At 69.5% G+C, this 16,682-nt stretch carries 2 protein-coding genes (1 of these 2 running past the window's edge); both read left to right on the top strand.

The genetic code is table 11. From position 1 onward, the window contains the following. A protein-coding gene (locus tag ACWGIH_RS41550) for a non-ribosomal peptide synthase/polyketide synthase (protein ID WP_453691769.1) crosses the window boundary here: on the top strand, nt 1-2,356 show its 3' portion. The gene continues 21,404 nt to the left of window position 1, outside the view; 2,356 of the gene's 23,760 nt are visible here — the last part of the coding sequence; its start codon lies beyond the left edge, outside the window; it ends in the stop codon at nt 2,354-2,356. Beyond that, nucleotides 2,356-16,682: amino acid adenylation domain-containing protein (locus ACWGIH_RS41545; RefSeq protein ID WP_453691767.1), on the top strand; the 14,327-nt coding region annotated here is incomplete at its 3' end. The genes ACWGIH_RS41550 and ACWGIH_RS41545, both read left to right, overlap by 1 nt.

The following is a 16,682-nucleotide window of genomic DNA, read 5'->3' as shown; positions in this document are numbered from 1 at the left end:
CGGAGATCCCGAGTTCCGTCAGGTGCTCGGCCGGGTGAGGGAGGCCGGCCTCGGCGCCCTCGCGCACCAGGACGTGCCGTTCGAGCGGCTGGTGGAGGAACTGGCACCGTCCAGGGCGCTGGGACGCCACCCGCTGTTCCAGGTCATGCTGACCCTGCAGAACAACCAGCGCGAGACCCTCGACTTGCCCGGTCTGCGCACCGGCGGCGCAGGATCCGTACTCGACGAGGCCGCGTCGGCGCCGGGCAGGTACGACTTCTTCGTGTCGATCGCGGAAGTGCTCGACGAGCACGGCCGCCCCGCCGGGCTGCGCGGCGGGGTGACCGTCACGGCCGACCTGTTCGACGAACCGGCCGCGGGGCGGATGGCCGCACGGTTCCTGCGGGTGCTGGAGGCCGTCAGCGCGGCACCGGACCTGCCGCTGCACGCGGTGGACATCCTGGACGGGCACGAGCGCGATCTGGTGTTGAACGCCTGGAACGGCACCGAGGGGACCGCTCCCGAGTCGACGGTCGTCGACCTGTTCCAGCGGCGGGCGGCGACCGACCCCGACGCCATCGCCGTGGTGGCGGACGGCGCCGAGGTGTCGTACGGCCGGCTCGACGCCGCCGCGAACCGGCTCGCCCACCACCTGCGCACCCTCGGGGCCGGTCCCGAGACCGTGGTCGGTCTGTGCCTGCCGCGCGGTCTCCAGACGATCACGGCGATCCTGGCGGCCTGGAAGGCCGGCGCAGCGTATCTGCCCATCGACGCCCAACTCCCGCCCGACCGCGTCTCCTTCATGCTCGCCGACAGCGGCGCGCGGGTGCTGCTCACCGCCGCCGAGGCCGCGGCGCCGGTCGAGGCACCGCCCGGCGTGGCGACCGTGCCACTGGACGACCCGGATCTGCTGGCCGCATACCCCGAGGACGCGCCGCCGGTGACGTCCCATCACGCGCAGCTCGCGTACGTGATCTACACGTCGGGTTCGACGGGCGTACCCAAGGGCGTGGCGGTCACCCACGGCGGTCTTGCCGGGTATGTGGCTTCGGCGTCGGACCGCCTCGACTGGTCGGAACCGGGGGCGCGGTACGCCCTGCTGCAGCCGCAGGTGACGGACCTCGGCAACACGGTCGTGTTCACCAGTCTGGTCACCGGCGGTCAACTCCACGTTCTGGACGAGGCCACGGTCATGGATGCCGAAGCGGTCGCGGACTACCTGGTCGAGCAGCGCATCGGCTTCGTCAAGGCGGTGCCCTCGCACCTGGCGGCACTGAGCTCCGCCGCCGGGCCCGAGGCGGTACTGCCCGGCAGGTCGCTGGTGCTCGGCGGGGAGGCAGCTTCAGCCGCATGGGTGGGCGAACTGCTGCGAGCGGCAGGGAACCGGCAGGTCCACAATCACTACGGGCCGACCGAGACCACGATCGGAATCGCCACCGCGCAACTGACCGCGGACCAGGTCGACGGCGGTGTGGTGCCGATCGGCACACCGCTCGACGGCACCCGCGTGTTCGTCCTGGATGACGAGCTGGCGCCGGTGCCGGTCGGCGTGGTCGGCGAACTGTACGCCGCCGGCGTCCAGGTCGCCCGCGGCTACGTGGGCCGCCCCGGGTTGACCGGCGAGAGGTTCGTGGCCTGCCCGTACGGTCCCGCGGGGACGCGGATGTACCGGACCGGCGACCTGGTGAAGTGGACGTCCGACGGGCGGCTGGTGTTCGTCGGCCGGGTGGACGAGCAGGTCAAGGTCCGTGGCTTCCGCGTCGAACCCGGCGAGGTCGAAGCCGCACTCCGCAGCCACCCCGGCGTGGACCGGGCCGCGGTGATCGCCCGAGAGGAGACCCCGGGAGACGCCCGCCTGGTCGCCTACGTCGTCCCCGCCGACGGCATCGAAACCCTCGGCGACGGCGCCGACACCTCCGGCGGCCCGGGCGAAGAAGGCGGCGAGGGCGAACTCCACCAGCACCTGGCCCGGTTGCTGCCGGAATACATGGTGCCCGCCGCGATCGTCACCCTCCCCGAACTACCGCTCACCGCCGCCGGAAAACTCGACCGCAAGGCCCTGCCCGCCCCCGACCACCCGGCGGACCGCGTGCCCCAGCGCGAGCCCGCCGACGAGAACGAAGCGTTCCTCTGCGAGGTGTTCGCCGACGTACTCCAGCACGAGTCGGTCGGGCTCGACGACAGCTTCTTCGACCTCGGAGGCCACTCCCTGCTCGCCATCAGTCTGCTTTCGCGCATCCGAGCGAGGCTCGGTGTGGAAGTCAAGATCAGAACCCTCTTCGAGGCACCTACACCGGCGGCGCTCGCCGCGAAGTTGAGCTCCCAGAAGTCGACGACCCGACCCGCTCTTCGTCCGATGCGTAAGGAGAACCCGTGATGATTCCGTTGTCCTTCGCGCAGCGGCGGCTGTGGTTCCTGGCCCAGCTCGAGGGCCCGAGCCCGACCTACAACGTGCCGCTGACTGTTTCGCTCAGTGGCAATCTGGACATCGAGGCGCTGGGCGCCGCGCTGCGGGACGTCGTCATCCGGCACGAGTCGCTGCGTACGCTCTGCAAGGTCTCCGACGGAGAGCCCTACCAGCACATCGTGGCCCCCGCGAACCTCGACTGGGACATGCAGGTGCGGCACGTCGCGCCCGCCGAGCTGTCGGCCGCCGTGGACGAGGCCGCCTGGAGCATTTTCGACCTGGCCGCCGACCTGCCGATCCGCGCCTGGCTGTTCCAGACGGAGGACCGGCCGGACGACGGCCTCCTGGTTGTCCTGGTCCACCACATAGCCGGCGACGGCTGGTCGATGGCGCCCCTTGCCCGCGACGTGTCTCGGGCGTATGCGGCGCGGCGGGGTGGTGAGGCTCCGGTGTTCGAGCCGTTGCCGGTGCAGTACGCGGATTACACGTTGTGGCAGCGGGAGTTGCTGGGTGAGGCGTCGGATCCGGGGAGTCTGCTGTCGCAGCAGGTGGAGTATTGGAAGGGGGCGTTGGCTGGTGCGCCGGAGGAGTTGGCGCTGCCGGTGGATCGGCCGCGTCCTGCGGTGATCGGTCATCGTGGGCATCGGGTGCCGGTGCGGGTGTCGGCGGAGGTGCATCAGCGGCTGGCGGAGCTGGCGCGTGCGGAGGGTGCGACGCCGTACATGGTGTTGCAGGCGGCGCTTGTGGTGTTGCTGTCGCGACTGGGGTCCGGCACCGACATTCCTATCGGGTCGCCGATCGCGGGTCGTACCGATGAGGCGTTGAATGATCTGGTCGGGTTCTTCGTCAATACGCTGGTGATCCGTACGGATCTGTCGGGAGACCCGGAGTTCCGGCAGGTCCTTGACCGGGTGCGGGAAGCCAGCCTGGACGCCCTGGCCCATCAGGACGTGCCGTTCGAGCGGCTTGTCGAGGAGACGGCGCCGACGCGGGTGCAGAGCCGTAACCCGTTGTTCCAGGTGATGCTCACGATGCAGAACACCCGGCGCTCTGCGCTGGATCTGGGTGAGGTGAGGGCGACTTCGGCCGGCGAGGTGCTGGCGGCGCAGTCACCGGTGGATGAGGCGACGACTGTCCCGGTCAGGTTGGACCTCCACCTGGCAGTGGGGGAGATGTTCGATGGGGACGGCCGGCCCGCGGGGTTGCGGGGGGCGGTCATGGCGTCGACGGACCTGTTCGACCTGCGCACGGTGAAGGCGATTGCTGAGCGCCTGGTGCGGGTGTTGGAGCAGGTGGTGGCGGTTCCGGAGGTGCGGCTTTCTGCGGTGGAGGTGCTTGGGGCCGGGGAGCGGGACCGGGTGGTGGTGGAGTTCAACGACACCGCGGTGGAGCCGGTGGGGTCGTCGTCGGTGGTGGAGTTGTTCGAGCGGCGGGTGGTGGTGGATCCGGGTGCGGTGGCGGTGGTTGGCGGTGGTGAGTCGTTGACCTTTGGGGAGTTGGGTTCGGCGGCGAATCGGTTGGCGAATTGGCTTCGTGGTCGGGGGGTGGGCGCCGAGTCGGTGGTGGGGCTGCGGTTGTCTCGGGGTGTGGAGATGATCGTTGGGATTTTGGGGGTGTGGAAGGCGGGGGCTGCGTATCTGCCGGTTGATGGCACGTTGCCGTCGGAGCGGGTGGCGTTCATGCTCTCCGATGCCGGGGTGAGTGTGGTGGTGGATTCGGGCGATCTGGATCGGCTGTCGGAGGTCCCGGAGACACCGGTGGGGCTGGACATTGATCCGGCGGGGTTGGCGTATGTGATGTATACGTCGGGGTCGACGGGGGTGCCGAAGGGTGTGGCGGTGACGCATGGGTCGCTGGCGAACTATGTGTCGTCGGTGTCCGGGCGGTTGGGTTGGGATGTTCCGGGGGAGAGGTATGCGCTGTTGCAGGCGCAGGTGACGGACCTGGGTAACACGGTGGTGTTCTCCAGCCTGGCCACCGGCGGTCAACTCCACGTGCTGGACGAGGAGTCGGTGACCGATCCGGGGGCGGTGGCCGGCTATCTGACCGAGCAGGGTATTGATGCGTTCAAGGTGGTGCCGTCGCATCTGCAGGCGTTGACGTCGGTGGCGGGTATGGAGCCGCTGCTGCCCGTTCGTTCCCTCGTGCTGGGTGGCGAGGCTTCTTCGGCCGACTGGGTGCAGGAGCTGGTGGCTGCTGCCGGGGGCCGACGGGTGTTCAACCACTACGGCCCGACCGAGACGACGATCGGTGTCGCTACCGTCGAGCTGACCGGGGAGTTGGTGGCCGGTGGGGTGGTGCCGATAGGTTCTCCGATCGCCAACACCCGTCTGTTTGTCCTGGACGACGCCCTTCAGCCGGTGCCGGTCGGGGTGTCTGGCGAGTTGTATGTCGCCGGCGAGGCGCTGGCGCGGGGTTATGTGGGTCGTCCGTCGCTGACCGGTGAGCGGTTCGTGGCCTGCCCCTTCGGCGCCGGTGAGCGGATGTATCGCACCGGGGACTTGGTGAAGTGGAGCCCGGACGGGCAGCTCGTCTTCGTCGGGCGGGCGGATGAGCAGGTGAAGGTTCGCGGGTTCCGTATCGAGCCGGGTGAGATCGAGGCTGTCCTGCGGTCCCATCCGGACCTCACGCAGGCCGTCGTGATCGCCCGTGAGGACAGTCCCGGTGACAAGCGCCTGGTCGCCTACGTCGTGGCAGCGGGCGGTGAAGAGCCCGAGGGCCTGAGGGAGTTCGTGGCGGCGCGGCTGCCCGATCACATGGTCCCGGCTGCGGTTGTCTCGCTGCCGGAGTTGCCGCTGACCGCCAGCGGCAAGCTCGACCGTAAGGGGCTGCCTGCTCCTGAGGAGTCGGGTGGCGGGGTCGGTCGGGCGCCGGCGAACGAGACCGAGGCCGTGCTCTGTGAGATCTTCGCGGAGGTGCTGAGTCTGGAGTCGGTCGGGGTCGATGACAGTTTCTTCGAGCTCGGCGGGCACTCGCTGCTGGCGATCCGGCTGTTGTCGAGGATCCGTGGCCGGCTGGCCGCTGAGGTCAAGATCAGGACGCTGTTCGAGGACCCGACACCGGCCGGCCTTGCTGCCGGGTTGGGGCGTGCGGCGGGTGCCGTCCTGGTGGAGGTGCCCGACAACCTGATCCCCGACGGTGCCCAGCACATCACGCCCGAGATGTTGCCGCTGGTGGAGCTGGAGCAGACCGATATCGACCGGGTGGTCGCGACGGTCGAGGGTGGGGCGGCGAATGTGGCGGATGTCTATCCGCTGGCGCCGTTGCAGGAAGGCATGTTCTTCCATCACCTCATGGCCGGTGACGGCGAGGACGTGTATCTGACCGCGCGCGTCGTGGAGTTCGATTCACGCTCCCGGCTGGACGCGTTCGCGGACGCTCTGCAGCAGGTCGTGAACCGGCATGACATCTATCGCACCGGCATCGCTTGGGAGGGTCTGCGGGAGCCGCTGCAGGTGGTGCGGCGGCACGTCGAGGTGCCGGTCGTCGAGCATTGCGTGGAGTTCGACTCCACGGATTCGAAGCAGCGGGGGCGGGCCCTGGTCGCCAGGGCCGGGCTCGCGATGGACCTCGTCCGCGCGCCGTTGATGGACCTGCACGTGGCCGAGCTGCCCGAGGGCCATTGGCTTGCCGTCGTACGGATGCATCACCTGCTGCAGGACCACGTCGGCATGGACGTGCTGTTGGAGGAGCTGCGGGCGGTGCTGTCCGGCGCGGCCGACCAGCTGACCCCGGCGCTGCCGTTCCGCAACTTCGTGGCGCAGACGCGGGCGGTGCCGCGGGAGGAGCACGAGCGGTTCTTCGCCGACCTCCTGGGCGACGTCACCGAACCCACCGCCCCCTACGGGCTGCTCGAAGCGCGCGGCGACGGTAGCGGGGTCGTCGGTGTGGCTATGCCCGTCGCGGACGAGATCACCGAGGGTCTGCGGCGGGTGGCGCGGGAGCTGGGTGTCAGCACCGCGGCTGTCATGCATGTGGTGTGGGCCCGGGTGCTGGCGACGTTGTCGGGTCGGGATGACGTGGTGTTCGGGACGGTGCTCTTCGGCCGGATGAACGCGGGCGAAGGCGCTGACCGTGTCGTGGGGCCGTTCATGAACACCCTTCCCATGCGGGTGCGGACCGGCCAGGTCGGCGTGCGCGCCGCGGTCGAGCAGATGCGGGACCAGCTGACCGCCCTGATGGAGCACGAGCATGCCCCGCTGGCGGTGGCGCAGCAGGCCAGCGGCATCGCCGACCACACCCCCCTGTTCACCTCGCTGTTCAACTACCGGCATGTCACCGGCGCCACCGCGACCCAGGCCGACCCGGAACAGGACGAGCGGCGGCCCGTCTCGGGCATCCAGCGAGTCATGGTCCAGGACAGGACGAACTATCCGGTCGCGGTGTCGGCCAACGACCGAGGCGAAGGAGGCCTGAGCCTGGGCGTGCAAACGGTCAGCGCGCTCGACCCCCAGGCGGTCGCCAGGCTGTTCTACACCGCGCTGGAGAACGTGGTCGGCGCGCTCACCCGCGAGCTCGACGGCGGCTCGGGCACCGCTCTGGAGGCCGTGGACGTACTCGCGGTGGACGAGCGGGACGTGCTGCTGCGGGAGTGGAACGACTCGGCGCTCGCGGTTGCGGGTTCTTCGATCGTGGAGCTGTTCGGGCAGTGGGTGACGACTGCTCCGGATGCGGTGGCGGTGGTGGGCGAGGGCGCGGAGCTGTCGTACGCCGAGTTGGACGTGGCGGCCAACCGGCTGGCGAACCACCTGCGCAGCCGGGGCGTGGGACAGGAGTCGGTGGTGGGCTTGTGCCTGCCGCGCGGCGTCCAACTCGTGACCGCGATCCTCGCGGTGTGGAAGGCCGGCGCGGCCTACCTGCCGATCGACGGGCGCCTGCCGGTCGATCGCGTGGCGTACATGCTGAACGGAACCAGCGCGGAACTGGTGCTCGGAACCGAGGACACCCTCGAGGACCTGCCGGTCGGCCGCGTCCCGCTGATCGCCCTCGACGACCCGATGACGACCGCGCTCCTGGACGTGCACCCCACGACCGCGCCCGAGGTGACGATCCACCCGGGAGGGGCGGCGTATGTGATCTACACGTCCGGCTCGACGGGCACACCGAAGGGCGTGGCCGTCTCCCACGCAGGCGCCGCGAACCTCGTGGCCGCTCAGGGAGACCGGCTCGCGGTGGGACAAGGCTCGCGGGTCCTGCAGTTCGCCTCGATCAGCTTCGACGCCGCCGTGTGGGAAGTGCTGATGGCGCTGGGCACCGGAGCTGCGCTGGTGACGGCACCGGCGGACGAACTGCTGCCCGACGGCGGGCTCGCGGAGGTCGTGGCGCGCCACGGGGTGACGCACGCGACGTTGCCGCCTGTCGTGCTCGGCGCACTGGACGCGGGCGACCTGGCGTCCGTGACGACGCTGGTGTCGGCCGGTGAGGCACTGGACGCGGGCCTGGCCGGGCGGTGGGCGTCGGACCGCCGGATGATCAACGCGTACGGGCCGACGGAGACCACGGTGTGTGCGTCGATGTCGGCCCCCCTCACGCCCGGCGACGAACCGTCGATCGGCGGACCGATCGCCAACGCCCGCCTGTACGTGCTCGACGAGGGGATGCGACCGGTACCCGCGGGTGTGGCCGGTGAGTTGTACGTGGCCGGTGCGGGCGTGGCGCGCGGCTACATAGGTCGTCCGTCGTTGACGGGTGAGCGGTTCGTGGCCTGCCCGTTCGGATCGGCCGGCGAGCGGATGTACCGGACCGGCGACATGGTGAAGTGGAGCCCGGACGGGCAACTGCTGTTCGCCGGGCGTGCCGACGAGCAGGTCAAGATCCGCGGCTTCCGTATCGAGCCGGGCGAGATCGAGGCGGTGCTGCTGGCCTGCCCGGGCGTGCGGCAGGCAGCGGTGGTGGCTCGTGAGGACTCGCCGGGCGACCAGCGGTTGGTGGCGTACGTGGTGCCGGTCGAGGGGGAGGGCGACGGCGGCGGTGCCGGGGTTGACACGGAAAGCGTGCGGGAGTTCGTTGCCGGCCGCTTGCCCGAGTACATGGTGCCTGCCGCGGTGGTGGAGCTGGCCGATTTCCCGCTGACGGTGAACGGAAAGCTGGATCGGCGGGCGCTGCCGGCGCCGGAGTACACGGCGGGCGCAGGTCGGGGTCCGGCGACGCCGGAGGAAGAGATTCTCTGCGCGGTGTTCGCCGAGGTCTTGGGCGTGGCGTCGGTCGGGGTCGACGACAGCTTCTTCGCTCTGGGCGGGCACTCGCTGCTCGCGGTCCGGCTGACCGCGCGGATCCGCGCCGTGCTCGGAGTGGAGGTCGAGGTCCGGGCGCTCTTCGAGGCCCCGACGGTGGCCGCCCTCGCAGCCCGGTTCGCGACAGAGGGCAGGGGCACTGGCCGTTTGGCGTTGCGGGCGGGGGTGCGGCCGGAGCAGCTGCCGTTGTCGTTCGCGCAGCGGCGGCTGTGGTTCCTGGCCCAACTCGAGGGTCCCAGCTCCACCTACAACGTCTCGGCGCGCATGGGGCTGAGCGGCGTCGACGCAGCGGTACTCGAGGAGGCGTTCCGCGACGTGATCGCGCGCCACGAGTCGCTGCGGACGACCTTCCTGGCCGTGGACGGCGAGCCGTACCAGCAGATCCATGACCCGCGAGACTTCGAGTGGCGGCTGGACGTGTCCGAGGTGGCGCCCGAGGACGTGGTCTCCGCCGTGGACCAGGCGAAGGGGCACGCGTTCGACCTGTCGGCGGAGCTGCCGATCCGGGTGTGGCTGTTCCAGAACGGCCAGAACGGCCAGAACGATCCGGACGGTCCGGACGAGCAGGTGTTGCTGGTGCTGCTGCACCACATTGCCGGCGACGGGTGGTCGATGGGGCCGCTGAGCCGGGATCTGTCGGCCGCGTACGCGGCGCGGCTGCGCGGTGAGGCCCCCGTGTTCGATCCGCTGCCGGCGCAGTATGCCGACTACGCGCTGTGGCAGCGGGAGTTGCTGGGTGAGGAGTCGGATCCGGAGAGTCTGCTGTCGCGGCAGGTGGAGTACTGGCGGCGAACGCTCGCCGGTGCGCCGGAGGAACTGACGCTGCCGACCGACCACCCACGACCCGCGGCGGGCAGCCATCGGGGACATGCCGCGCCGGTGCGGATACCGGCGGCGATGCACCGGCAGTTGGCCGAGTTGGCCCGTGCCGAGGGCGTGACGACGTTCATGGTGCTGCAGGCGGCGTTGGCGGTGACGGTGTCGCGGCTGGGCGCTGGTACCGACATTCCGATCGGGTCGCCGATCGCCGGTCGTACGGACGAGGCGCTGGATGATCTGGTCGGGTTCTTCCTCAACACGCTGGTGATCCGTACGGATCTGTCGGGTGATCCGGAGTTCCGGCAGGTGTTGGCCCGGGTGCGGGAGGCGAGTCTGGGTGCGTTCGCGCACCAGGACGTGCCGTTCGAGCGGTTGGTGGAGGAGCTGGCGCCGTCCCGTTCGATGGCCCGTCATCCGCTGGCGCAGGTTGTGTTGACCATGCAGACGAGCGGGGACGCGTCGCTGGACATGCCCGGCGTCAGTCGGCATGTGGACAGTGGCACACGCGAAAACCGCGCCGAGGACGGAGGGGCCTCGGCGCTGGACGCGAGCTCGCTGACCTCGGTGAAGTTCGACCTGTGGTTGTCCCTCAACGAGGTGCACGACGCCGACGGCGAACCGGCCGGCCTGCGCGGGGCGGTGACGGTTGCGGCGGACCTGTTCGACGAGCCCGCGGCGGGCCGCTTCGCGCGGTGGCTGGAGCGGGTGGTCGAGGCCGTGGTGGCGGCTCCGGAGGTGCGGCTGTCTGCGGTGGATGTGCTCGGTGCCGGGGAGCGGGATCGGGTGTTGGTGGGGTGGAACGACACCACGTCGGATGTGGCCGGCTCTTCGGTGGTGGAGTTGTTCGAGCGGCGGGTGGTGGTGGATCCGGGTGGGGTGGCGGTGGTCGCCGATGGGGAGCAGCTGACGTACGGCGAGTTGGGTGCGGCGGCTGATCGGCTGGCGTGCTATTTGCGTGATGTGGGTGTGGGTTGTGAGTCGGTGGTGGGGTTGTGTCTGCCGCGGGGTGTGGAGATGGTGACGGCGATCCTGGCGGTGTGGAAGGCGGGCGCCGGGTACCTGCCGATCGATGGCGGGTTGCCGACGGAGCGGGTGGCGTATCTGCTGGGTGACAGTCGTGCTCAGGTGGTGCTGGGTACGCGGGATGCGCTGGATGATCTGCCGGCGGGTCGGGTGCGGATGATCGCTGTGGACGACCCGACGACGACCGCCTTGCTGGAGGGCTACGCGGGTACGGCTGTGGGGCTGGACATTGATCCGGCGGGGTTGGCGTATGTGATCTACACGTCGGGGTCGACGGGGGTGCCTAAGGGTGTGGCGGTGACGCATGGGTCGCTGGCGAACTATGTGTCGTCGGTGTCGTCGCGGTTGGGTTGGACGGTTTCGGGGGAGAGGTATGCGCTGTTGCAGGCGCAGGTGACGGACCTGGGTAACACGGTCGTGTTCACCAGCCTGGCCACGGGCGGTCAACTTCACGTGTTGGGCGAGCAGTCGGTGACCGATCCGGATGCGGTTGCCGGCTATTTGACCGAGCAGGGTATTGATGCGTTCAAGGTGGTGCCGTCGCATCTGCAGGCGTTGACATCGGTGGCGGGTGTCGAGCCGCTGTTGCCTGGGCGGTCGGTGGTGCTGGGCGGCGAGGCTGCCAGCCCTGGCTGGGTGCAGGAGCTGGTGGCTGCTGCCGGGGGTCGGCGGGTGTTCAACCACTACGGTCCGACCGAGACGACGATCGGTGTCGCTACCGCCGAGCTGACCGGGGAGGTGGTGGCCGGTGGGGTGGTGCCGATCGGCACCCCGATCGCCAACACCCGCCTGTTCGTGCTGGACGACACCCTCCAGCCGGCGCCGGTCGGTGTGACTGGCGAGTTGTATGTCGCCGGCCAGGCGCTGGCGCGCGGCTATGTGGGTCGGCCGGGGTTGACGGGTGAGCGGTTCGTGGCCTGCCCCTTCGGCCCGGGTTCCGGCGAGCGGATGTATCGCACCGGGGACCTGGTGAAATGGAGCCCGGACGGGCAGCTCGTCTTCGCCGGGCGGGCGGATGAGCAGGTGAAGATCCGCGGTTTCCGTATCGAGCCCGGTGAGATCGAAGCCGCTCTGCTGTCCCACCCGAGCGTTGTTCAGGCTGTGGTGATCGCCCGTGAGGACGGCCCCGGTGACAAGCGCCTGGTCGCCTACGTGGTGCCCGCGGACGAGGACGAGCCCGACGGTCTGCGGGAGTTCGTGGCGGGGAGGCTGCCGGAGTACATGGTCCCGGCGGCCGTCGTCTCGCTGCCGGAGCTGCCGCTGACCGCCAACGGCAAGCTCGACCGCAAGGCACTGCAGGTGCCGGAGTACGTCAGTGGTGGCGGTCGTGCCCCGGCCACACCGGTGGAAGAGGCACTGTGTGCGGCGTTCGCCGAGGTTTTGGGGCTGGAATCGGTCGGCGTCGATGACGACTTCTTTGATCTGGGCGGGCATTCGCTGCTGGCGGTGCGGTTGGTGTCGCGGATCCGGGTTGTGTTGGGGGTGGAGGTCGAGGTCCGGTCGTTGTTCGAGGCCCCGACGGTTGCCGCGTTGGCGGGCGAGCTGGCCGACCGCGCAGGGCAGGCGCGGATACCGTTGCGGGCCGCGGTGCGGCCGGAGCGGGTGCCGTTGTCGTTCGCGCAGCGCCGGCTGTGGTTCCTGGCCCAGTTGGAGGGTCCGAGCCCCACCTACAACATCCCCACTCCGATCCGCATGCGTGATGTGGACGTCGACGCGCTGGGTGCGGCGTTGCGGGATGTGATCGGGCGGCACGAATCGCTGCGGACGATGTTTCCGGCCGTGGACGGCGAGCCGTATCAGAAGATTGCCGATCCGGACGAACTCGACTGGCACCTGGAGGTCTCCCAGGTGGAGCCCGGGACGGTGGATGAGGCCGTCGCCCGTGCGTCGCAGTACGCGTTCGACCTGTCGGCGGAGTTGCCGATCCGGGCGTGGCTGTTCCAGGGCGGGCCCGACGAGCAGGCGTTGCTGGTCGTGATGCACCACATTGCCTCCGACGGCTGGTCCCGCGGCCCGCTGACCAAGGACGTGTCTCGGGCGTATGCGGCGCGGCGGGGTGGTGAGGCTCCGGTGTTCGAGCCGTTGCCGGTGCAGTACGCGGATTACACGCTGTGGCAGCGGGAGTTGCTGGGTGAGGCGTCGGATCCGGGGAGTCTGCTGTCGCAGCAGGTGGAGTATTGGAAGGGGGCGTTGGCTGGTGCGCCGGAGGAGTTGGCGCTGCCGGTGGATCGGCCGCGTCCTGCGGTGATCGGTCATCGTGGGCATCGGGTGCCGGTGCGGGTGTCGGCGGAGGTGCATCAGCGGCTGGCGGAGCTGGCGCGTGCGGAGGGTGCGACGCCGTACATGGTGCTGCAGGCGGCGCTTGTGGTGTTGCTGTCGCGACTGGGGTCCGGCACCGACATTCCTATCGGGTCACCGATCGCGGGTCGTACGGACGAGGCGTTGGACGATCTGGTCGGGTTCTTCGTCAATACGCTGGTGATCCGTACGGATCTGTCGGGAGACCCGGAGTTCCGGCAGGTCCTCGGCCGGGTGCGGGAGGCGAGTCTGGGTGCGTTCGCGCATCAGGATGTGCCGTTCGAGCGGCTTGTCGAGGAGACGGCGCCGACGCGGGTGCAGAGCCGTAACCCGTTGTTCCAGGTGATGCTCACGATGCAGAACACCCGGCGCTCCGCGCTGGACCTGGGTGAGGTGAGGGCGACTTCGGCCGGTCAGGTGCTGGGTGATCAGCTGCCGGTGGATGAGGCGACGACTGTCCCGGTCAGGTTGGATCTGCACCTGGCGGTGGGGGAGTTGTTCGATGGGGACGGCCGGCCTGCGGGGTTGCGGGGGGCGGTCATGGCGTCGACGGACCTGTTCGACCTGCGCACGGTGAAGGCCATTGCTGAGCGCCTGGTGCGGGTGCTGGAGCAGGTGGTGGCGGTTCCGGAGCTCCGGTTGTCCGCGGTTGGTGTGCTTGGTGCCGGGGAGCGGGACCGGGTGGTGGTGGAGTTCAACGACACCGCTTCGGGTGTGGCCGGTTCTTCGGTGGTGGAGTTGTTTGAGCGGCGGGTGGTGGTGGATCCGGGTGCGGTGGCGGTGGTCGCCGATGGGCGGCAGCTGACCTATGGGGAGCTAGAGGCGGCGGCGAATCGGCTGGCGAACTGGCTTCGTGGTCGTGGTGTGGGTCGTGAGTCGGTGGTGGGGCTTCGGTTGTCTCGTGGTGTGGAGATGATCGTCGGGATTTTGGGGGTGTGGAAGGCGGGGGCGGCGTATTTGCCGATTGATGCGGCGCTGCCGGTGGAGCGGGTGGAGTTCATGCTCGCCGACGCCGGGGTGGATGTGGTGGTTGGTGCGCGGGAGTTGGCTTGGGCGGACGGCGCGGCGGATGTATGGCCTGAGGTGGCGGTGGAGCTGGCGGGGTTGGCGTATGTGATCTACACGTCGGGGTCCACGGGCGTACCCAAGGGTGTGGCGGTGACGCATGGGTCGCTGGTCAATTACGTGTCCTCGGTGTCGTCACGGTTGGGTTGGACGGTTCCGGGGGCGAGGTATGCGCTGTTGCAGGCGCAGGTGACGGACCTGGGTAACACGGTGGTGTTCTCCAGTCTGGCCACGGGCGGTCAACTCCACGTATTGGGCGAGGAGTCGGTGACCGATCCGGATGCGGTTGCTGGCTATTTGACCGAGCAGGATATTGATGCGTTCAAGGTGGTGCCGTCGCATTTGCAGGCGTTGACGTCCGCGGCGGGTATCGAGCCGCTGCTGCCCGGGCGGTCGGTGGTCCTCGGGGGTGAGCCAGCATCTGCGGGTTGGGTGCGGGAGTTGGTGGAGGCAGCCGCTGCCGGGGGCCGACGGGTGTTCAACCACTACGGCCCGACCGAGACGACGGTCGGTGTCGCCACTGCCGAGCTGACCGGGGAGTTGGTGGCCGGTGGGGTGGTGCCGATAGGTTCTCCGATCGCCAACACCCGCCTGTACGTCCTGGACGATGCGCTCGCCCCCGTCCCCACGGGTGTTGTCGGTGAGCTGTACGTCGCTGGTGCGGGGCTGGCGCGGGGTTATGTGGGTCGTCCGTCGTTGACGGGTGAGCGGTTCGTGGCCTGCCCCTTCGGTCCGGGTTCCGGCGAGCGGATGTATCGGACCGGGGACCTGGTGAAATGGAGCCCGGAGGGACAACTCATCTTCCTTAGCCGGGCGGATGAGCAGGTGAAGATCCGCGGGTTCCGTATCGAGCCCGGTGAGATCGAAGCCGCCCTGCTCACCCATCCGGACCTCACACAGGCCATCGTGATCGCCCGCGAGGACAGCCCCGGTGACAAGCGCCTGGTCGCCTACGTCGTGGCAGCGGGCGGTGAAGAGCCCGAGGGCCTGAGGGAGTTCGTGGCGGCGCGGCTGCCCGATCACATGGTCCCGGTGGCCGTTGTCTCGCTGCCGGAGTTGCCGCTGACCGCCAGCGGCAAGCTCGACCGTAAGGGGCTGCCTGCTCCTGAGGAGTCGGGTGGCGGGGTCGGTCGGGCGCCGGCGAACGAGACCGAGGCTGCGCTCTGCGAGATCTTCGCGGAGGTGCTGAGTCTGGAGTCGGTCGGCGTCGATGACAGTTTCTTCGAGCTCGGCGGGCACTCGCTGCTGGCGATCCGGCTGTTGTCGAGGATCCGTGGCCGGCTGGCCGCTGAGGTCAAGATCAGGACGCTGTTCGAGGACCCGACACCGGCCGGCCTTGCTGCCGGGTTGGGGCGTGCGGCGGGTGCCGTCCCGGTGGAGGTGCCCGACAACCTGATCCCGAATGGGGCCGAGCAGATCACGCCGGCGATGTTGCCGCTGGTGGAGTTGGAGCAGGTTGAGATCGACCGGGTGGTCGCGACGGTCGAGGGCGGGGTGGCGAATGTGGCGGACATCTATCCGCTGGCGCCGCTGCAGGAAGGCATGTTCTTCCACCACCTCATGGCCGGCGACGGCGAGGACGTCTACCTCACCGTGCGGGTTGTTGAGTTCGATTCGCGGTCGCGGCTGGATGACTTCGCGAGCGCTCTGCAGCAGGTTGTGAACCGGCATGACATCTATCGCACCGGCATCGCTTGGGAGGGTCTGCGGGAGCCGCTGCAGGTGGTGCGGCGGCACGTCGAGGTGCCGGTCATCGAGCACTCCCTGGAGTTCGACTCCACGGAGTCGGCAGGGTTGGTGGAGTCTCTTGTCGCCCAGGCGGGTTCGGCGATGGACCTGAGTCATGCCCCGCTGATGGACCTGCACCCGGCGGAGGTGGCCGAGGGCCGTTGGCTGGTCGTCGTGCGGATGCATCACTTGCTGCAGGACCACCTGGGTATGGACGTCTTGCTGGAAGAACTCCGGGCGGTGTTGTCCGGCGCGGCCGACCAGCTGGCCCCGGCGTTGCCGTTCCGGAATTTCGTGGCGCAGACGCGGGCGGTGCCGCGGGAGGAGCATGAGCGGTTCTTCGCCGAGTTGTTGGGTGACGTGACCGAGCCGACCGCCCCCTACGGGCTGCTCGAAGCGCGCGGCGACGGCAGCGGGATCGTCGAGGCGGGCATGCCGCTGCCCGAGGGTCTCACTGACGAGCTGCGGCGGGTGGCGCGCGAACTGGGTGTCAGCACCGCCACTGTCATGCATGTGGTGTGGGCCCGGGTGCTGGCGACGTTGTCGGGTCGGGATGACGTGGTGTTCGGGACGGTGCTCTTCGGCCGGATGAACGCGGGCGAAGGCGCCGACCGTGTCGTGGGGCCGTTCATGAACACCCTTCCCATGCGGGTACGGACCGGCCAGGTCGGCGTGCGCGCCGCGGTCGAGCAGATGCGGGACCAGCTGACCGCCCTGATGGAGCACGAGCACGCCCCGCTGGCGGTGGCGCAGCAGGCCAGCGGCATCGCCGACCACACCCCCCTCTTCACCTCGCTGTTCAACTACCGGCACATCACACGGTCGGCTCCGCCCGCGACCGAGGAACAGCTGGGCGAGCAGCGGCCGGTGAAGGGAATCCGCACCGTGTTCGGCGAGCAGCGGAGCAACTATCCGCTGGGAGTGTCGGTCAACGACCTTGGATCGGACGGCCTCGGTCTGAGCATGCAGACGGTCGACGGTCTGGATCCGCGGGCGTTGGGTCGGATGGTGTGTATTGCGGCGGAGGGTGTGGTCGCTGCGCTCAGCGAGGTCCTGGATGGCGGTCGGGACGTGGCGTTGGGTGCGGTGGATGTGCTGGGTGTGGATGTGCGTGAGTTGTTGGTGTCGGG

It is taken from the genome of Streptomyces sp. NPDC054872, assembly GCF_053610705.1.
Note: the sequence above shows the minus strand (reverse complement) of the source record. Positions and strands in the feature narration are given on the sequence as shown.